We start from the raw sequence: 18,586 nt of genomic DNA, 5'->3' as shown, positions 1-18,586 counted from the left end.
CGGATACGGCCAAGGAGCTTGGTTGCCGCCGATACTGTCCCGTCGATCGCCGGTGCTGCGCCGGAGCAGGACCTCGCTGCGGACGCGCCGCCTTCGCTGTGGTGGCCGCTGGCGCGCTTTGCGATTCCGCAATCGGCCAGCGCGGCTCTGCAATTGCTGTCCGGCACGGTCACCGCGATCTATTTCGGCCAGCTGCTCGGCGAATCCGCGCTTGCCGTCGCCTCGGTGTTCTTTCCCATCTTCTTTCTGCTGGTCTCGTTTCTGATCGGCCTGATTTCCGGCGGCATCATTCTCGTGGCGCGCGCTCATGGCGCTGACGATCCGGACGGGATGAGGACCGCCGCCGGCACCACTCTGTGCGTCTGCTTCTGGCTCAGCGTTGCGATCGCAGTCATCGGCTATGGGTTCGCGCCGCAACTGCTCGGACTGTTGGCGACGCCGTCGGACATCGTCGCGCCGGCGACCGATTATGCACGCGTCACCTTCCTGTCCTTGCCGCTCGTGACGCTGGTGTTCGCCTATGCATTTCTTCTGAGAGGCACTGGAGATGCGAAGACACCGTTGATCGTGATGAGCGTCTATTTCGGTACGGCCTTGTTGCTGACGCCGGCCCTGATCCTCGGGTGGGGAGGATTGCCCAAAGTCGGTGTCACGAGCGCGCCCTGGGCCAATATCGTGGCTTGCGCCATCTCGCTTCCGTATCTCGTCGTGCTTCTGCACAAACGTGATCATGCCTTGGCGCTCCGCAAGGACCTGATCCGGCGGCTGCGGATCGATCGGAAGCTCGTGGGCCCGTTTTTCGGCCTCGGCATTCCCGGCGGACTCCAGACCATGGTGGCGTCGCTGGCCGAGGTGGCGGTGATCACGCTGGTCAATTCGTTTGGATCGAGCGCGACGGCTGCGTATGGCGCCGTCAACCAGGTGGTCGGATATCTGCTGGCGCCGATGCAGGCCGTGGGTCTTGCCGCGACCGTGATCGCTGCGCAGTCGATCGGGGCAGGGCGGTTCGGGCAGCTCCATGGCGTGGTGAAGACAGGGGCGGCCATGAATGTCCTGGTCGGCGCCGTGAGCGTGACCGGCCTGCTGTCGTTCGCGGAGACGATCCTGTCCTGGTTCGTGACGGACGCGGCGACCCTGGCGATGGCCGAGCGTGCTCTGAAGCTCACGCTGTGGAGCTATGTCCTGGTGGGGGTCGCCGATGTCCTCGTCGGCGTCATGCGAGCGTCCGGAGCGGTCGGATGGCCCACCGTCATCGCTCTGTCGGGCATCTGGCTGGTTCAGGTGCCCGTCGCCTTCGTTTCATCGGGCACCTACGGCCTGGATGGCGTCTGGATGGGATATCCAGCCGGGTTCGCCGCGGCGCTGGCCGCGCAGTTCGTCTACTTCGGTCTGGTCTGGAGACAAAGGGGGCTGCCTTCGCGGCTCTGATGCGGCCGGGCTCTGCACTCATGACCGCCGCCTTGAACGAGGATGGCAGAGCAATGCCGGATAAGGCGAAGGCCGCGCGTGCGTCGATTTGCGCCGACGTCTTCGAGGCGGCGTCAACCATGGAAGCTCCCGGTCCATCCGGTCTGCGCCATGGGATACCGCCCAAGATGACATCCCACTGCAAACCATGCTATCCAGATGTCGCGATTGCGAGGCCTCGATCTCGAGAACGCCTCGGGACATGGGCTGCCGGGAGATTGCCTGACGCTCCCGCGACAATGACATCACGACAGACGGCTCGCGACCCCCTGAATTTCTGGCGCCATGTTGGACCAAACCAAAACGACTCTCGGCCATCGCGGTCTGCGGCAGGGCGGCATCATCGGCACGTTGACCAGAGAGGAGCCTGGGTCCGGACGCGACCGGCGCTGGACGCCCCGGATCATCGTGCTGAGCGGCCTCCTGCTGGCGGTGCTCTGCGACGCCTTCGTGGCGCACATGCTCTCCGTCAACTACTGGGAGACCTATCGGACGACCGAGGCCGCGAACGGCGATCTCGCCCGCGCGCTCGAAGAATACATGCTGCGCAACATCCAGGGCGTCGACGTGCTGCTCAACACGACGATCGACAACCTGACGCGCAATCCGAACCTGCTCACCCGCGGCAATCCGGCCCTGATCAACGAATTGAAGCACAGGGTGGCGCCGTACCCCGTTGCGGGCGGAATCGTCGTTCTCGATACCGAGGGAAATCTGCTGGGGGATAGCGCCGGCAACGGCGTGCCCGGCCGCGAGAACAATTTCGCCGATCGCACCTATTTCCAGGTTCAACGGGATGACCCCGACCGCGGGCTCTTCATCGATGTGCCCGTGGCTTCGCGCGTCAACAAAGGTCCCTTCATCGCGGTGAGCCGCGCATTCATGATGAACGGACGTTTTGCCGGCGTCGTCGTCGTGCCCGTCGACTACGAGAATCTCCGGCAGTTCTTCCTTTCGCTGAACGTGGGGCAGCGCGGCACCGTCACGCTGTATCGCGACGACGGCACGATCCTGCTTCGCACGCCGAACGCAGACGCGTTTGCCGGCCGCAACGTTCGATCGAACCGGCTGTTCACGCAGTTCCTTCCGCAAGCGCCTCACGGGAGCTTCGAAGGCAGCGGCGTCACCGACGGCGTCTCGCGCAGCATCAGCTATCGGCGGGTCGCCGGCCTGCCGCTGGTCGTGACCGTGGCGCGCCATCCGATCGAATATCTGGCGGGCTGGAAGAACAATGCCGTGTATTACAGCGTCGTCGCCGCCGGGCTCAATCTGCTGATTGCCGGATTCGGTCTCGGCCTGGCGCGGCAATGGCGGCTGCGCGCGGCCTCGGAGCAGGCACTGCGCGACAATCTGGAGCAGCATCAGCTCGTCACCGAAAACGTCCCCGCGCTGATCATCCATGTCGGGGCCGACGGTCAGATTCGCTATGCCAACCGCGTTGCGCGCGAATGGTATGCCGAGCCGTCCCCGGAAGCCATCCGCAGCCGAAGGATCGACGACTTCATCGATCCCAGCCATGTTGACGAAGCGAGGCCCAGGATCGAGGCCGTGCTGGCCGGGCAAACCATCGGGAGTGAGGAGAAGGCCGCATTTCCCGACGGCCGGGAACGCTGGTGCGAGACCATCCGGGTACCGGATTGCAGCCAGGACGGCACCGTGCGCGGCTACTTCGTGCTGTCGGTCGATATCACCGAGCGCAAGCGCATCGAGGACGAGCTGCGTCAGGCCCAGAAGATGGAAGCCATCGGACAGCTGGCCGGGGGCATCGCGCACGACTCCAACAACATGCTGGCGGCGACGCTCGGCAATCTCGACATGCTGCTCGACGCACTGCCGCCCGCCGAGGTGTCCTGTCGCGGCATGACCGAGCGGGCGATCGAGGCGGCGGAGCGCGTCGCCGATCTCAACCGCCGCCTGCTGGCCTTCGCCCGCAAGCAGACGCTCCGCCCGCAGATCACCGACGCGAACGAGCTGGTCGGCGGCATGACGACGATCCTGCAGCGGACGCTCGGCGAGACCATCGAGATCGACGTCGCGCTGGACCCGGTGCTGTGGCGCTGCCTGATCGATCCGACGCAATTGCAGAATGCGCTGCTCAACCTCGCGCTCAATGCGCGGGATGCGATGGCCGGCAGCGGGCGCCTGACGATCACGACCGCGAACGCGGTGCTCGACCAGCCTCTCGATGATGGCGACGAGCGCATCGGCGCCGGCGACTATGTCACGATCGCGGTGTCGGACCTGGGCGCGGGCATGCCGCCGGACATCGCGCGCCGCGCCTTCGAGCCCTTCTTCACCACCAAGGAGTTTGGCAAGGGCAGCGGGCTCGGCCTCAGCATGGTCTACGGCTTTGCCAGGCAATCCGGGGGCACGGCGGTGATCGCGAGTCAGGTCGGGCAGGGGACCCGCGTCACGCTGTATCTGCCGAGCGCGGGACCGGGCGACGCCGAGCAGCCGCGCGCTGGCGCAACCCGACAGCCTCGACCGGACACCGGCGAGCGCATCCTGGTGGTGGAGGACAATGCGCTGGTGGGAGCCATGGCCTCCACCATGCTGTCGTCGCTGGGGTACAGCCCGGTCGTGGTCGTCAACGCGTCCGCGGCGATCGCCGCGTTGGAGCGATCGGAGCCGGTCTCGCTGCTGCTGACCGATATTCTCCTGCCAAGCAGCATGACCGGCATCGAGCTTGCGCGGCAGGTGCGCGGCAGGTGGCCCGACCTGCCCATTCTCTTCATGTCCGGCTTTGCCGACCCCTCGCTGGTGCCCGAGGACTTTCGCGCCACCACCAGGCTCCTCGCGAAGCCATTTCGTTTGAGCCAATTGTCCGAAGCCATCGTCGTGGCGCTGGCGGGGGCCAAACGATGACGCGCATTCGCGGTCGTCGCTGCTGACTGCGCGTCGCGCCGGCCGGACATGTTTCTCCCTCCGCGCTGTGATACGGGCGAGGTCGCTGTCGCCCTGGCTCGACTCGTCTCAGCCCGTTCTTGAAACGTCAACCGGCATGTCAGCGGGCTCGGTGACGACGCCATTCTGCGTGATGGGTGGGCACGCGCGGACACGATTTTGGCGGGAACGACGTCTTGAAGTTCTCATCAAGCGTGCGCAAACAAATTGCCCGAAAACTTTAGATTCGCCCTGACCAGCCGAGGAGATCCGCCCCGTGAACCTCTACGCCAAGCTCATGGAGCGCAACGTCGCGCGCCGGCCCGTCAGGGTGGGACTGATCGGAGCCGGAAAGTTCGGCGCGATGTATCTGCATCAGGTTCTCCGGACACCCGGCATCCATCTCGTGGGCATCGCCGATCTGTCGCCGGCCCGCGCGATCGAGAACCTGAAGCGCGTGGGCTGGACCGAGGAGCGCTATGCGGCTGCTTCCCTTGATGATGCGCTCAAGCATGGCACGACCTTCCTCACCGACGATTGGGAGGCGCTGATCGGATGCGATGCGATCGACGTCGTTGCCGAATGCACCGGCAACCCCGTGGCCGCGGTCGAGCACTGCCTCGCGGCGTTTGCCGCGGGTAAGCCGGTCATCAACGTCACCGTCGAGGCCGATGCCTTCTGCGGGCCGATCCTGGCGCACAAGGCGAAGCAGGCCGGCGTCATCTACAGTCTTGCTTACGGCGATCAACCGGCGCTGGCCTGCGATCTGGTCGACTGGGCGCGCGCCTGCGGGTTTCCGGTGGTCGCTGCCGGACGCGGCCACAAATGGCTGCCGCAATATCGGGAGTCGACGCCGGAGACGGTGTGGGATCATTGGGGCCTCACCGCCGAGCAGGCCGCGCGTGGCGGCATGAATCCGAAGATGTTCAATGCCTTTCTCGACGGCTCGAAGCCGGCGATCGAATCCGCGGCGATTGCGAACGCGACCGGGCTCGCAGCGCCGTCGCAGGGGCTCGCCTTTCCGCCCGGCTCCGTGGACGACATTCCCACCCTGATGCGTCCGCGCGCGGAAGGCGGCGTGCTGGAGGCCAAGGGGCAGGTCGAGGTCGTGTCCTGCCTCACTGCGGAGGGGCAGCCCATCCCCAATGACATCCGCAAGGGCGTGTGGGTCTGCTTCGAGGGCGACAGCGACTACATCCGCAATTGTTTCGAGGAGTACAAGGTGGTCACCGATCCGAGCGGCCGCTACATGAGCTCCTACAAGAAATGGCATCTCATCGGCCTCGAGCTCGGCATCTCGGTGGCGTCGGTGGCGCTGCGGGGCGAGCCGACCGGGGCCGCGATCTGCTTCAATGCCGACGTCGCCGCGACGGCGAAACGTGATCTGGCGCCCGGCGATGTGCTCGACGGCGAAGGCGGCTACACCGTTTTCGGCAAGCTCACGCCTGCGGAGACGTCGCTGGCGCAGGGCTATCTTCCGCTCGGGCTTGCGCACCAGGTCCGCCTGGTCCGGCCGGTCGCCAAGGATGCCTGCATCACGTGGTCGGACGTCGCGATCGACGAGACTCTGCCGGCCGTCCGCCTGCGCCGCGAGCAGGAAGCCCTCTATGCGCCGACGATGAGCCGGCACGCCTAGCAGCGCCGGGTGCCCCGGACGAGCGGCGCCGGCATCCGGGGTGATCGACGGCGAGCCGCAGAAGGTCTATCTGTCCGACGGACCCTCCCGATCGCCGCCCCTGGGACCTCAGCGGGCGCGAATGGCTGCTCCAGCCGGACTGCGAGGGGATCGAGAGACGTGGGAGACCTGTCATGAACGCCAATGTCAAACTGCCTGCCGCCAAAGGTGTCTTCATCGACAACACATGGCAGCCCGCGAGATCGGGGCGGACCATTGCGATGCTCGCGCCGGCGACCGGCCAGGTGATCGCCTCGATCGCGGCCGGCGACGCGGCCGACATCGATCTTGCCGTCGCGGCTGCGCGCCGCGCGCTGGAAGGTCCGTGGGGCCGGCTGGCCGCGGTGGAGCGCGGGCGCCTGCTGTCGAAGCTCGGCCGCCTCGTCGAGGACAATGCCGAGGAACTGGCGAAGCTCGAAGCGGCCGACACCGGCAAGCCGATGAAGCAGGCCAGGGCCGACGTCGTCGCCGTGGCGCGCTACTTCGAATATTATGGCGGCGCCGCCGACAAGGTACACGGCGACACCATCCCCTTCCTCGATGGCTTCTTCGTCACCACGGTGTACGAGCCGCTCGGTGTCACCGGCCACATCATTCCCTGGAACTATCCGGGCCAGATGTTCGGCCGCACCGTCGCGCCGGCGCTGGCGATGGGCAATGCGACCGTGATCAAGCCGGCCGAGGAGGCCTGCCTGGTGCCGCTGCGGCTCGCGGAGCTTGCCGCGGAAGCCGGTTTCCCAGCGGGCGCGATCAACGTGGTGCCGGGCCTCGGCGAGGAGGCGGGCGCGGCGCTGTCGGCGCATGACGGCATCGACTTCATCTCATTCACCGGCAGCCCGGAGGTCGGCACCTTGGTGCAGACGGCGGCTGCGAGAAACCATATCGGCTGCACGCTCGAACTCGGCGGCAAGTCGCCGCAGATCGTGTTTGCGGACGCCGATCTCGATGCGGCATTGACATCGGTGGCGGCTGCGATCGTGCAGAATGCCGGCCAGACCTGCTCGGCCGGGTCGCGCGTGCTGGTGGAGCGTTCGATCTGGGATCGCTTCCTCGCCGACCTCACCTCGCGCTTCGAGAAGATCACGGCTGGCACGCCGGAGATGGACCTCGATCTCGGCCCGGTCATCAGCGCGGTTCAGAAGAAGCGCATCGAGAACATGCTGGCGCGGGCCGAAGGCGGCGGGGCCAGGCGGGTGGCGTCCGGCAGGATCGCCGAGGGCGTGCCCGGCGAGGGCTTCTACGTCGCGCCGGCGCTGTATCAGCAGGTCGCGCGCGACTCGGAACTGGCGCGCGAGGAGGTGTTCGGTCCCGTGCTGGCGGCGATGCCGTTCGACGACGAAGCCGACGCGATCAGGCTCGCAAATGACACGGAGTTCGGCCTGGTCGCCGGCGTCTGGTCGGGCGACGGCTCGCGGGCGATGCGCGTCGCGCGCAAGGTCAAGGTCGGCCAGATGTTCGTCAACGGCTACGGCGCCGGCGGCGGCATCGAGCTGCCGTTCGGCGGCATGAAGAAGTCGGGCCACGGCCGCGAGAAGGGTTTTGAGGCGCTTTACGAGCTTGCGGCGATGAAGACCCTGATCGTCAAGCACGGCTAGACTGCGGAAATCGAACTTGGATCAATTCCGCCGGGCGGACGACGATGACCGCGTCCCCGCGGCCGCGTTGTCGGTCCGCACGGCGGCGCGCTAAGACACTTCAGCCTTGCATCAGAGGAGACGAGCGAATGAGTGACGAGAGCGAGTTGTTCGAGAAGGGTCTGAAGGTGCGGCGCGAGGTGCTCGGCGCGTCCTATGTCGATGGCAGCCTGGCCAAGGCCGACGACTTCATGATGGCGTTCCAGCACATCACCACCGAGATGTGCTGGGGCTATGCCTGGACGCGGCCGGGTCTCGATCGCCGCACGCGCAGCATCGTCAATCTGGCGATGCTCACCGCGCTCAGCAAGCCGAGCGAATTGAAGCTGCACGTCAAAGGCGCGCTCACCAACGGCGTGACCGTCGACGAGATCAAGGAGATCCTGCTGCACGCCACCGTCTATTGCGGCATCCCCGCAGGTCTCGAAGCCTTCAAGGCGGCGCATGAGGTGCTGGTCGCGGAGGGCGCCATCGCCAAGAAGGACGGCGCATGAGCGCGCCGCAGAGCATCCTGTTCGTCGGCATCGGCAACATGGGCTGGCCGATGGCCGCGCGCCTGCTCGGCGCCGGCTTCACCGTGGCCGTCAATGATGCCGTGCCGGGCCGCGGCGCCGATTTCGTCCGCCAGGTCGGCGGCGTCGCGGCGGATGATCTCACTGCGGCCGTGGCGCTGGCCGATATCGTCATCACCATGCTGCCGACCAGCAAGCATGTCGCGGACGCGGTCGCCGTGCTGCGGGCTGGCCTGAAGCCGGGCCACGTCTTCATCGACATGAGCTCCGGCGCGCCGGCGGCCACGCAGGCCATCGCCGCCGATCTCGCTCCGCTCGGCGTCGTCATGCTCGATGCACCGGTCAGCGGCGGCGTGCCGCGCGCGGTGACCGGCGAGCTCGCGATCATGGCCGGCGGCGATGCGGCGACGGTCGACCGCGTCGAGCCGGTGCTGCGCGCGATGGGCACCACCATTCATCGCATCGGCGGGCTCGGCTCCGGGCAGGCGATGAAGGCGCTCAACAATCTCGTTTCCGCTGGCGGCTTCCTGATCGGCATCGAGGCGCTGCTGATCGGCCAGCAGTTCGGCATCGATCCCGGTCTGATGACCGACGTGCTCAATGCCTCGACCGGCATGAACAACTCGACGCAGAAGAAGTTCAGGCAGTTCGTGCTGTCGCGCCAGTTCAACAGCGGCTTCGGGCTCGATCTGATGGTCAAGGACCTGTCGATCGCCCTCGAAGTCGCGCGTGCCGCCGGCGTCGCCGCGCCGTTCTCCAATCTTTGCCGTGAGCTGAGCGCCAGCGCGCAAGGCCTGCTCGGGCCGGGCCAGGACCACACGGCGCTGGCCAAGCTGAGCGAGGCGCTGGCCGGAATCGAGCTCAAGGGCTGATCAGCCCTTGCGCCGGAAGAAGCCGGTGACCGTCACCTTCTCCCAGATGCCGGCCGCGGCGAACGGATCGTTGCGGTTGAACGCCTCGGCCTCGGCGCGGCCAGGCGCCTCGACCAGGAACAGGCTGCCGATCATCGTCGCGCCGTCGTCGGAGACCAGCGGGCCGGACATCACGATGGTCACCGGGAGTCCATCGCTCTCGAGATAGGCCCTGTGCGCGTCGTAATTGGCGAGTCGGTCCGGCAGCGCGCCGGGCTTGTCGAGAGCGTGAATCGCAAACAGCATGTGTCATCTCCGGAGTGGGAGCGGGACGGCGGCCATTGCGCGCCGTCCCGCTGTGACGAGCCGATCCTACTTCCCGCCGAGCTTGCTGGCGTCCTCGAAGCTCGGGCAGGTGCGCTGCTCCAGCGAGACGTCGAACGGCTGATAATTGTCCTTGGTGATCACGGTCGGCTTCAGCACGATCTCGTTGATGACGGGCTGGCCGCGCAGTGAGCGGATCGCCATCATGGTGCCCAGGCAGCCCTGCGCGAAGCCGTTATAGTCGCCGCTGGCCAGCAGCTTGCCGGACTTGATGGCGTCGATCGCCTCCTTGGTGCCGTTGATGCCGATCACCAGCGCCTTGCGGTTGGCGCCGTCCAGCGCCTCGATCGCGCCGACCGCCATGGCGTCGTTGGCCGCGAGCACGCCGTCGATCTGCGCATTGGACTGCATCAGGTTCTCCATCACCTGCAGCGCCTGCAGCCGCTGGTAGTTGCCGGGCTGCGACGCCAGCAGCTTCACTCCGGGGTTCTCCTTCAACGCATCGTTGAAGCCGCGGACGCGGTCGACATTGGTCAGCGAGCCCTTGACGCCTTCGATGATGACCACGTTGCCCTTGCCGCCGAGCGTCTTGAGCAGGAAGCGTCCGGTCTCCAGGCCGAGGCTGTAGTCGTCCGCGCCGATGAAGGAGACGAACTTGCCGCCGGCGGAGCGGTCGGTGATGTTGACGACGGGGATCTTGGCGTCGTTGATCTTCTCGACCCCCGGAACCATCGCCTTGTAGTCCACCGGCGTGAACACGATGGCGCTCGGCTTCTTCACCACCACATCCTCGATCTGGCTGAGCTGCTCGGGGATCGAGTCTGGCTTGGTCGGGATGTAGTGCAGGACCTTGGCGTTCAGCGCCTTCGCCATGTTGTCGGCGCCGACCCGCACGGTCTGGAAGAACGGGTTGGTCTGGTTCTTGGTGAACACGGCGATCGTCTCGCCGTCGGCGCGGGCCTGTGTCGTGACCGAGGCGATCAGCAGCGATAAAGCGAGATAGCAGGATTTCCGGTGGTTCATTTCGTGTCCTCCCTGGTTGTCGTTCTTGTCGTTGAAAGCTCATGTCGTCGGACGCCGCGTTTTCATGTCGAGCCAGACGGCGATGATCACGATGATCCCGGTGACGAGCGGCTGCCAGTTGGCGTTGATCGACAGCAGGTTCATGCCGTTGAGCACGAGCGTCAGGATCAGTGATCCGACGAAGGTGCCGAAGATGGTGCCGACGCCGCCGAACAGCGAGGTGCCGCCGATCAGCACGGCTGCGATCGCCGGCAGGGTCAGGCTCTCGCCGATATCGGCCTCGGCCGAGTTCAGGCGCGACAGGAAGATGATGGACGCCAGCCCCGCCATGGTGCCCGATACGGTGTAGACCAGCAGCAGCCTTCGGCTGACCGGAATGCCCGAGAGGCGTGCCGCGACGGGATTGGCGCCGATCGCATAGATCTCCTGACCCCAGATCGTCCGCTGGGCGAAGAACGATCCGATCGCGAGAAACACCAGCAGCAGATAGACCGGGATCGGCAGCCCGAGGAAGTAGCCGCTGCCGATCTGGCGGAAGCCGGCGGGGAAGCCGTGGATCGTCTCGCCGGCCATGTACCAGTAGGTCACGCCGTTCAGCACCCACAGCATGCCATAGGTGGCGATGAAGGAGGGGATGCGCATCGCCGTCACCATGACCCCGTTCATCAGTCCGACGATGCCGCCGGCAAAGAGGCCGGTGACAATGCCGAGCGTGGGCGAGCCGGTCTGATGAATGACGGTGCCCGCGAGGCAGGCCGACAGCGCGACATTGGCGCCGACCGACAGATCGAGGCCGGCCGTCAGCACCACGAGCGTCAGGCCCGAGGCGATGAAGAAGGTGAGGCTCGCCTGTCTCAGCACGTTGAGAATGTTGCCGAGGCTCAGGAAGGACTCGCTCAGGACGCTCAGCACGAGGCAGATGAGGAAGGCGGCCAGCAGCCGGTAGAACAATTGCGCCGCATTCTGCGACAGGAACGACCATGGCGGCAGCGGCGCAGGTTTGGCGACATCGCTCATGCGCGGCTCCGCAATCCGTCGAGGAACATGGCAGCGATCACCAGCACGCCCACGCTCGCGACCTGGACGGAGGAGGGTAGCGAGATCAGATTGAGCCCGTTGCGCAGCACGCCGACGGCGAGGACGCCGAGCAGGGTGCCGAGCAGCCAGCCATTGCCGCGCTCGAACGACGTGCCGCCGACCGCGACCGCCGCGATCGCATCGAATTCGAGCCCCAGCCCCGCGGTCGGATGCCCCGAATTCATCCGCGCCGTCATCAGCAGGCCCGCAACGCCGGCCATCAAGCCGCCGATGGCGTAGACCGTGATCAGCAGCCGGGTGGGCGACAGGCCTGCATATCTGAGCGCCTCGCGGTTGCCGCCGAGCGCGAACACATAGGTGCCGAAGCGGGTGTGATAGAGCAGGCCGTGGAAGACGCCGTAGCTCGCGACGCCCATCAGGATCGGCACGGGAATGCCCAGCAGCTGCGCCGAATAGATGTCACGCACGCTGTGGGGGATGCCGACCACGCTCTGGCCGTCGCTGACGATCAGCGACAGGCCGTGCGCCATGCCGAGCGTCGCGAGCGTCGCCACGAAGGGCGGGATCTTGGCGATCGCGACCAGCCAGCCATTGGCGAGGCCGAACACCGTCCCGACCAGCACGGCGGCACAGAGGCCCAGCAGCATGGATGTCGTCGCAAGCGAGACGATGGCGACGCAGAGCGATGTCAGGGTGAGCACCGCGCCCATCGACAGGTCGATGCCCTCGGTCATGATGATCAAGGTCATCGGCAACGCCAGCATGGTCAGGATGGTGGATTGCACCAGCACGTTGGAGAGATTGGCGGCCGACAGGAAGCCCGGCGCGATCGCGCCGAACAGCGCGATCAGCAGCACCAGGACGATCGCCACGCCGGGCAGGCGCCGCAGCGTGCGGATCGGCGAGACGATGGCCGTGTCACTCATCATGCATCCCCAGTCGCACGATATTCTCCTCGGTCAGCTCGCTGCGCGCGAGGTGCCCGGCGACGCGGCCCTCGCGCATGACATAGGCGCGGTCGCAGACGTGGCAGATCTCGATCTGCTCGGACGAGATCATCAGCGCCGCCGCGCCCTCGGCGACCAGCCGGTCGATCAGCGCGAAGATCTCGGACTTGGCGCCGACGTCGATGCCGCGCGTCGGCTCGTCGAAGATGAACAGCCTGGCGCCGGCCGCCAGCCATTTGCCGATCACAACCTTCTGCTGATTGCCGCCGGAGAGCAGGCCGACCGTCTGCCGCGCCGCGGGCGTCGCGATCCGCAATTGCCGGATCAGCCCGTCCGCCGTGCGCTGCGCGCCGCGCGGATCGAACAGCCCGCTCGGAAACAGCTTCTTCAGCGCCGCCACCACGAGATTGTCGCCGACCGAGCGCAGCAGCGCCAGACCCTCGCTCTTGCGGCTCTCCGGGATCAGCGCGATGCCGCGCCGCGCGGCGACATCGGGCTCGCCGGCGATCGGCTTGCCGTCGAAGATGATCTCGCCTTCGCTGATCGGATCGGCGCCGAAGATCGCGCGCGCCACTTCGGTGCGGCCGGACCCGACCAGGCCGCACAGCCCGACGATCTCGCCGCGCCGCACCTCGATGTTGATGTCGGAGATGCCGGTCGGCGAACTCAGCCCTTTCACCTGCAGCACGAGCTCGCCCGGCTGCGCGGCGAAATGGCGCGGATAGGTCATGTCGACGTTGCGGCCGACCATCATGCGAACGAGCTGGTCGGGCGTGACGTGGGCGGGGCGGATCTGGTCGATGCGACGGCCGTCGCGCAGCACGGTGATGCGGTCGCCGATCGCGAACACCTCGGCCATGCGGTGAGAGATGTAGACGATCGCGACACCCTCGGCCTTCAGCCGCCCGATCAGCGCGAACAGCAGCTCCGCCTCGCGGTCGGACAGCGCCGCGGTCGGCTCGTCCATCACCAGGATGCGAGCGTTCTGGCTGATCGCCTTGGCGATCTCGACCATCTGCTGCTGCGCGACGCCGAGCGTATCGACGATGACGGAGGGATCGATGTCGAAGCCGATGCCCTCGAGCACGCGCCGTGCATCGGCCAGGATCTTGCGGCGGTCGATCGTGCCGGGCAGACGGCCTTTCGGCTCGCGGCCGAGAAACATGTTCTGCGCGATGTCGAGGAACGGAACGAGCGAGAATTCCTGGAAGATGACGGCGATGCCGAGGGTCTGCGCGTCGGCCGTCGAGGCGATCGTGACCTCGTTGCCCTTGTAGTAGATCGCTCCGGCGTCGGCACGATAGGCACCGCACAGCACCTTCATGAGGCTGGATTTGCCGGCGCCGTTCTCGCCGAGCAGCATGTGGACTTCGCCCGGGTGGATCGCAAACGACACATCATCCAGCGCCTTGACGCCGGGAAATTCCTTGCTGATGCCGCGCAGCTCCAGCAGCGGCACGGGCGATGTCGCATCGAGCGTCGCAGTGCTGATCTCGGCGCTCATCCCGGCACTCATGGCAGCGCTCCGCCGGCAAGGATCTTGCCAGGATTCATCAGCCCGTCCGGATCGAGCGCGGCCTTGACGGCGCGCATCACCGCGACGGCGTCGCCGAGCTCGTCCTGGAGGTAATCGACCTTGCCGAGGCCGATGCCGTGCTCGCCGGTGCAGGTGCCGTCCATCGCGATCGCCCGCGCCACCATGCGCGCCTGCAGCGCCTTGGCGCCGGCGAGCTCGTTCGGATCGTCGGGATCGACCAGGATCAGCATGTGGAAATTGCCGTCGCCGACATGGCCGACGATCGGCGCAATGAAGCCGCTGGCATCGGCGTCCCGGCGCGTCTGCGTCAGGCAGTCCGCGAGGCGCGAAATCGGCACGCAGACATCGGTGATGACGGCGCGCGCGCCCGGCCGCAGGCCAAGGCCGGCATACAGCGTGTTGTCGCGCGCGTGCCAGAGGCGGCTGCGGTCCTCGGCGGCCTTGGCCCAGGCAAAGCCGCGGCCGCCATGCTCGATTGCGATCGCTTCCGCGGTCTGGGCATGCTCGGCGACGGCCGCCTCCGAGCCGTGGAATTCGAGGAACAAGGTCGGCGTCTCCTGATAGCCGAGCTTGGAATAGGCGTTGATGCCGCGGATCATGACGTCGTCGACGAGCTCGATCCGGGCGGCAGGGACGGCCGACTGGATCAGCGCGATGGCAGTGTCGACTGCGCCGTGCAGGGTCGGGAAGCTGCATGTCGCGGCCGATATCGCCTGCGGAATCGGATGCAGCTTCAGCGTGATCTCGGTGATGACGCCGAGCGTCCCCTCCGCCCCGACGAACAGCCGCGTCAGATCGTAGCCGGCGGCCGATTTGCGCGCGCGCCTCGCGGTGCGGATCACCCGGCCGTCGGCCAGCACCACCTCGAGGGCAAGCACATTGTCCTTCATCGTGCCGTAGCGCACCGCCATGGTGCCGGAGGCGCGCGTCGAGGTCATGCCGCCGATCGAGGCGTCGGCGCCGGGATCGATCGGAAAGAACAGGCCGGTCGTTCGCAGCTCGGCATTGAGCTGCTTGCGCGTGATGCCGGGCTGCACCACCACGTCCATGTCGGCCTCATGCACGGCCAGCACCTTGTTCATGCGGGTGAAGTCGATACACACGCCGCCCGCCACCGCCGCGGCATTGCCTTCGAGCGAGGTGCCGGCCCCGAACGGCACGATCGGCATGCCGGCCTCGGCGCACAGCCTGACGATGGCAGCGACCTCCTGTGTCGTCTCCGGGAACACGACGATGTCGGGCGGCATCGCCGGATAGTACGATTCGCTCCGGCCGTGCTGATCCAGCACGGCGCGCGCCAGGCTCGCGCGTGGCCCGATCAGGTTCGAAAGCCGCTCGGCCAATGCGCCGGTGCCGACCCGCAAATCCATCATTCCTCCCGTCCGCTTCCTCGACGATGACAGGACTCTTGACGGTCCTTGTCGTCCGCTCAGCTCAAGCCGGATCGCCTTGCTTCGCAAGCTGTTTCAGGCCGAAATCATAGTTGAGATGGAAATATCCTTCGCTCGCCATGCGGCCATCTGGCGCACGGCCCGGCGGGCAGCGCGTGAAGTCGCGGATCAGGCTGTCCTTGACGCCGAACACGACGTCGGAATCGAGATACTGGTCGCCCGCCACGAACACGTGGGTGACCAGCCGCTCGAAGTCCGGCGCCGAGATCATGAAATGCACATGCGCCGGCCGCCACGGATGGCGTCCCTGCGCCGCCAGCATGTCGCCGACCGGACCGTCGTTGGGGATCGGGTAGGCCGCCGGCTTGATCGACCAGAAATGGAAGCGCCCCTCGGCGTCGGTGCGGAAGCGCGCACGCATCGCGAGATCGCCGATCTGCTCGAGCCGCTGCACGTCGTAATAGCCGTCATCGTCGGAGTGCCAGACGTCGACGACCGCTCCCGCGAGCGGCAGGCCGTCTGCGCTCGACACCGAGCCGGTCACCAGCAGCGGCTCGCCCTTCATCGGCCCCGAGATGTCGTCGCCGCTGGCGCGCTCCGGCGCGGCCTGGACGAAGAACGGGCCGAGCACGGTGGTCTCGGTGGCGCCTTCCGGCACGGGATGGTTGATGGCGTCGACCAGCATGGAGACGCCGAGCGTGTCCGACAGCAGGATGAACTCCTGGCGCTTGTCGTCGCACATCCGGCCGGTGCGGGTCAGAAAGTCGATCCCGTATTCCCATTCCTGCTGGGTCGGACGGACCTCGCGCACGAAGGCATGGAGATGGCGCACCAGCGCCGCGCTGACCTGTTTGATCCGCGCATCACTCGCGCCCGCAAGGCGTTCGAGCACGGCATCGGTGATCGTGGTCTCGTTGAAGTTGCGCAAGAGGCGGCTCCTTTCAGACGGGCTCGCCGAGCCCGGACAGCCGTTCGACATGCCGGACGGTGGCGAGGAAGTCGGTCTCGGCATCGCCCTGCGCGATCAGCGCGGCATAGGTCTCGCGCACCTGCGCCGCCAATTGCAGCGGCACGCCGACGGCGTGGCCGGCGCCGAGGATGAGGTCGAGATCCTTGGCCATCTGCGCGCAGGAGAACGTCGCGGCAAAGTCGCGGGCCAGCAGCGGCGCGGTCTTGTACTTCACCATCGGCGAGGCGACCGCGCTGTCGTGCAGCACCTGCAGAATGTCCGGCCAGGCGATGCCGCCCTTGCGCGCCAGCGCCAGGCTCTCGGCCATCATCGCCGCGGTCGTCGCGATCATCAGGTTGACGGCAAGCTTGGCGTAGCGTGCCTCTTCGGCCGAGCCGAGATAAGTCTGCGCGCGTGTGAAGCTCGCCAGCAGCGGCGTGACCCGTGCGAAAGCCTCTTTCGGCCCGGACACGAAGCAGGTCAGCTCGCCGGTGTGGGCGATGCTGGCATTGCCGGAGACCGGCGTGCGGAGATACGCGATGGCGCGGGGCTCGGCGGCCGTGGCGACTGCGTTCGACGCCTCGACGCCGACGGTGCTCGTCTCGATCAGGATCGTGCCGGGCGTCATGGCCGCGATCAGTCCACCGTCGCCCAGCATCGCCGCCCGCAACGCGGTGTCGTCCGGCAGCGACGAGACGACCGCGGTCTGGTCACGCACCGCCTCCGTCGCGGACGTCGCGGCGACGATGCCGAGGCCGCGCGCCTCGTCGAGCCGTTCAGCGTTGCGGTCGAAGGCGGTGACGTCGTAGCCCGCCTTGGCGAGCCGCGCTGCGATCGGCAGGCCGATCTTGCCGATGCCGATGAAGGCGAGGCGTTGGTCGGGAAGTGACATCGCTGCGTCCGCTATTTGCTTGATCCGCCGCGCGCGCCGCAGCCAGGCTGGCGCGGGCGGGGCAGGTTGTGGAAGGTGAATGCCCCGGTCATGCGCCGGTCGCCGCATCGATCGGATAGTCGACCTGGAAACGGCCGATCCTGAGGTCGCCGAGCTCCTCGCGCACGCGCAGGTGCTCGGGGTGCGAGGCATAGGCCCGCAGCGCGGCGCTGCTGGCGAATTCGGAGAACAGGACGACGTCGCAGGCATAGTCGACGTCGCTGACGTCGAGACCGACCTCGATGTGGGTCAGGCCGTCGATGCGGCCCTTGAGGCCCTCGAACAGGGTCTTGACCTTGAGCCGGGCCGCCGCGCGCTCGGCGGCCGTCTCGGCGCGCAGCCGCCACATCACGATGTGCCTGATCGGCCCCGTCATTCCTGCGTCCTCACCTGAGCTTTGTTCTTGGGCTTTGTTCTTGTCGGACGATTTTGCCTTGCAGGAAATGGAAATAAAGCCCAAAAATTGTAACTCTGTTTTCCGCTTGGCGTAACAATGGACCGTTTGCTCCAGCTCGAGGTGTTTTCCCGGACGGCCGAGCTGGGCAGCCTGTCCAAGGCCGCCGAGTCGTTGCGGATGTCCAACGCGGCGGCGAGCCGGCATCTCAGTGCGCTGGAGGAGCGGCTCGCGGTGCGCCTGATCGAGCGCAACACCCGCCGTCTCTGGCTGACCGAAGCCGGGCAGGAGCTGCTGCAGCGCTGCGGCACGCTGCTCAACGAGCTGGCCGAGGCCGAGGATGCCGTCAGCGATCGCGCGCTGTCGCCGCAGGGCATGCTGCGCGTCACCAGCTCGCTGTCGTTCGCCACGATCTATCTCGCGCCGATGCTGCCGGCGTTCCGCGCGATGTATCCGAAGCTGAACCTGCAGATCATCGCCGCCAACCGCTATCCGGATTTCATCGAGGCGGGCATCGACGTGGCGATCCGCACCCGTGAGCATGAGCCGGACTCGGGCATCGTCGTCCGCCGCATCGGCCAGATGCGGCGCGTGCTGGCGGCGGCGCCGTCCTATCTCGCCAGCCGTGGTTGCCCCGTCGTTCCCGGCGATCTCGTGCGCCACGACATGCTGATCTACAACCTCGCCAACGATCCGTATTCGCTGTCCCTGCGCAACGGCACGACCGCCCAGAGCATTCGGATCGCGCCGACGCTCGACAGCAATGACGGCCAGGTGATCAGGGGCGCTGCGCTCGCCGGACTCGGCATCCTGATCCAGCCGCTCTACATCGTGCAGGGCGACATTCTGGCCGGCCGGCTGGTGCCGCTCCTGCTCGATTGGGAGCTGCCCCTCCTGACGATGAACATCGCCTACCAGAACCGCGTCCGGCTGCCGGCAAAGATCAGGGTGTTCGCCGATTTCCTCGTCGACCACATCCGCACCCGTTCCGACCCGGGAATCTGGATCGAGCCGCCGAAGCCGGATTGAG

Annotated in this window: 16 protein-coding genes; 7 read left to right on the top strand and 9 right to left on the bottom strand. The window is 66.9% G+C overall.

Annotation, left to right across the window (positions count from 1 at the left end; genetic code table 11):
• The first annotated feature begins 18 nt into the window (after nt 1-18).
• From QXZ94_RS18350 to QXZ94_RS18325, 6 genes are all read left to right on the top strand, one after another.
• Nucleotides 19-1,428, top strand: coding sequence for an MATE family efflux transporter (locus QXZ94_RS18350; RefSeq protein WP_315721592.1), 1,410 nt, complete (start codon nt 19-21; stop codon nt 1,426-1,428).
• Nucleotides 1,429-1,752: 324 nt separating this feature from the next.
• Nucleotides 1,753-4,332 carry an ATP-binding protein gene (locus QXZ94_RS18345; RefSeq protein WP_315721591.1) on the top strand — a complete coding sequence of 860 codons (2,580 nt, stop codon included), beginning with the start codon at nt 1,753-1,755 and terminating at the stop codon, nt 4,330-4,332.
• Nucleotides 4,333-4,627: 295 nt separating this feature from the next.
• A complete protein-coding gene (locus tag QXZ94_RS18340; protein ID WP_315721590.1) occupies nt 4,628-5,986 on the top strand; it encodes a flagellar biosynthesis protein FlgA in 1,359 nt (452 codons plus the stop codon).
• Nucleotides 5,987-6,159: 173 nt separating this feature from the next.
• Entirely contained in the window at nt 6,160-7,620 is a 1,461-nt protein-coding gene (locus QXZ94_RS18335) for an aldehyde dehydrogenase family protein (RefSeq protein ID WP_315721589.1), read from the top strand.
• 128 nt (nt 7,621-7,748) lie between these two features.
• Nucleotides 7,749-8,153: a carboxymuconolactone decarboxylase family protein gene (locus QXZ94_RS18330; protein ID WP_172112312.1), complete on the top strand. Its 405-nt coding sequence runs from the start codon at nt 7,749-7,751 to the stop codon at nt 8,151-8,153.
• A complete protein-coding gene (locus tag QXZ94_RS18325) occupies nt 8,150-9,043 on the top strand; it encodes an NAD(P)-dependent oxidoreductase (RefSeq protein WP_315721588.1) in 894 nt (297 codons plus the stop codon). The genes QXZ94_RS18330 and QXZ94_RS18325 overlap by 4 nt, the downstream gene beginning before the upstream one ends.
• Here QXZ94_RS18325 and QXZ94_RS18320 read toward each other — a convergent pair whose 3' ends face one another.
• The 9 genes from QXZ94_RS18320 to QXZ94_RS18280 form a co-directional block, all read right to left on the bottom strand.
• Complete coding sequence (locus tag QXZ94_RS18320; RefSeq protein WP_315721587.1) at nt 9,044-9,328, bottom strand: YciI family protein; 285 nt, start codon at nt 9,326-9,328, stop codon at nt 9,044-9,046.
• A 66-nt stretch (nt 9,329-9,394) separates the two neighbouring features.
• Nucleotides 9,395-10,369: a sugar ABC transporter substrate-binding protein gene (locus tag QXZ94_RS18315; protein WP_315721586.1), complete on the bottom strand. Its 975-nt coding sequence runs from the start codon at nt 10,367-10,369 to the stop codon at nt 9,395-9,397.
• Nucleotides 10,370-10,408: 39 nt separating this feature from the next.
• Entirely contained in the window at nt 10,409-11,386 is a 978-nt protein-coding gene (locus tag QXZ94_RS18310; protein ID WP_315721585.1) for an ABC transporter permease, read from the bottom strand.
• Nucleotides 11,383-12,333: an ABC transporter permease gene (locus tag QXZ94_RS18305; protein ID WP_315721584.1), complete on the bottom strand. Its 951-nt coding sequence runs from the start codon at nt 12,331-12,333 to the stop codon at nt 11,383-11,385. Before QXZ94_RS18305 ends, QXZ94_RS18310 begins: the two co-directional genes overlap by 4 nt.
• Nucleotides 12,326-13,870, bottom strand: coding sequence for a sugar ABC transporter ATP-binding protein (locus QXZ94_RS18300; RefSeq protein ID WP_409998757.1), 1,545 nt, complete (start codon nt 13,868-13,870; stop codon nt 12,326-12,328). Before QXZ94_RS18300 ends, QXZ94_RS18305 begins: the two co-directional genes overlap by 8 nt.
• Entirely contained in the window at nt 13,867-15,261 is a 1,395-nt protein-coding gene (locus tag QXZ94_RS18295; RefSeq protein WP_315726361.1) for an FAD-linked oxidase C-terminal domain-containing protein, read from the bottom strand. The genes QXZ94_RS18300 and QXZ94_RS18295 overlap by 4 nt, the downstream gene beginning before the upstream one ends.
• Before the next feature lie 64 nt (nt 15,262-15,325).
• The gene (locus tag QXZ94_RS18290; RefSeq protein ID WP_315721583.1) at nt 15,326-16,210 is read right to left on the bottom strand and encodes an intradiol ring-cleavage dioxygenase; all 885 of its coding nucleotides are present in this window, start codon (nt 16,208-16,210) and stop codon (nt 15,326-15,328) included.
• A gap of 13 nt (nt 16,211-16,223) precedes the next feature.
• Nucleotides 16,224-17,231, bottom strand: a complete 1,008-nt coding sequence (locus QXZ94_RS18285; RefSeq protein ID WP_315721582.1) for an NAD(P)-dependent oxidoreductase — start codon at nt 17,229-17,231, stop codon at nt 16,224-16,226.
• Nucleotides 17,212-17,538 carry a Dabb family protein gene (locus QXZ94_RS18280; protein ID WP_315721581.1) on the bottom strand — a complete coding sequence of 109 codons (327 nt, stop codon included), beginning with the start codon at nt 17,536-17,538 and terminating at the stop codon, nt 17,212-17,214. The genes QXZ94_RS18285 and QXZ94_RS18280 overlap by 20 nt, the downstream gene beginning before the upstream one ends.
• A 117-nt stretch (nt 17,539-17,655) precedes the next feature.
• Here QXZ94_RS18280 and QXZ94_RS18275 point away from each other — a divergent pair, with 117 nt between their 5' ends.
• The gene (locus QXZ94_RS18275; protein WP_315721580.1) at nt 17,656-18,585 is read left to right on the top strand and encodes a LysR family transcriptional regulator; all 930 of its coding nucleotides are present in this window, start codon (nt 17,656-17,658) and stop codon (nt 18,583-18,585) included.
• Nucleotide 18,586: the final 1 nt, after the last annotated feature.

It is taken from the genome of Bradyrhizobium sp. SZCCHNS2022 (assembly GCF_032377575.1).
In the GTDB taxonomy this organism is placed as follows: domain Bacteria; phylum Pseudomonadota; class Alphaproteobacteria; order Rhizobiales; family Xanthobacteraceae; genus Bradyrhizobium; species Bradyrhizobium aeschynomenes.
Note: the sequence above shows the minus strand (reverse complement) of the source record. Positions and strands in the feature narration are given on the sequence as shown.

Excerpts from the sequence above, each read along its gene's own strand:
- QXZ94_RS18345 (WP_315721591.1), top strand. The coding sequence starts at position 1,753 with ATGTTGGACCAAACCAAAACGACTCTCGGCCATCGCGGTCTGCGGCAG.
- QXZ94_RS18335 (WP_315721589.1), top strand. The coding sequence starts at position 6,160 with ATGAACGCCAATGTCAAACTGCCTGCCGCCAAAGGTGTCTTCATCGAC.
- QXZ94_RS18330 (WP_172112312.1), top strand. The coding sequence starts at position 7,749 with ATGAGTGACGAGAGCGAGTTGTTCGAGAAGGGTCTGAAGGTGCGGCGC.
- QXZ94_RS18325 (WP_315721588.1), top strand. The coding sequence starts at position 8,150 with ATGAGCGCGCCGCAGAGCATCCTGTTCGTCGGCATCGGCAACATGGGC.
- QXZ94_RS18320 (WP_315721587.1), bottom strand. The coding sequence starts at position 9,328 with ATGCTGTTTGCGATTCACGCTCTCGACAAGCCCGGCGCGCTGCCGGAC.
- QXZ94_RS18315 (WP_315721586.1), bottom strand. The coding sequence starts at position 10,369 with ATGAACCACCGGAAATCCTGCTATCTCGCTTTATCGCTGCTGATCGCC.
- QXZ94_RS18310 (WP_315721585.1), bottom strand. The coding sequence starts at position 11,386 with ATGAGCGATGTCGCCAAACCTGCGCCGCTGCCGCCATGGTCGTTCCTG.
- QXZ94_RS18305 (WP_315721584.1), bottom strand. The coding sequence starts at position 12,333 with ATGAGTGACACGGCCATCGTCTCGCCGATCCGCACGCTGCGGCGCCTG.
- QXZ94_RS18300 (WP_409998757.1), bottom strand. The coding sequence starts at position 13,870 with ATGAGTGCCGGGATGAGCGCCGAGATCAGCACTGCGACGCTCGATGCG.
- QXZ94_RS18295 (WP_315726361.1), bottom strand. The coding sequence starts at position 15,261 with ATGGATTTGCGGGTCGGCACCGGCGCATTGGCCGAGCGGCTTTCGAAC.
- QXZ94_RS18285 (WP_315721582.1), bottom strand. The coding sequence starts at position 17,231 with ATGCGGCGACCGGCGCATGACCGGGGCATTCACCTTCCACAACCTGCC.
- QXZ94_RS18280 (WP_315721581.1), bottom strand. The coding sequence starts at position 17,538 with ATGACGGGGCCGATCAGGCACATCGTGATGTGGCGGCTGCGCGCCGAG.
- QXZ94_RS18275 (WP_315721580.1), top strand. The coding sequence starts at position 17,656 with ATGGACCGTTTGCTCCAGCTCGAGGTGTTTTCCCGGACGGCCGAGCTG.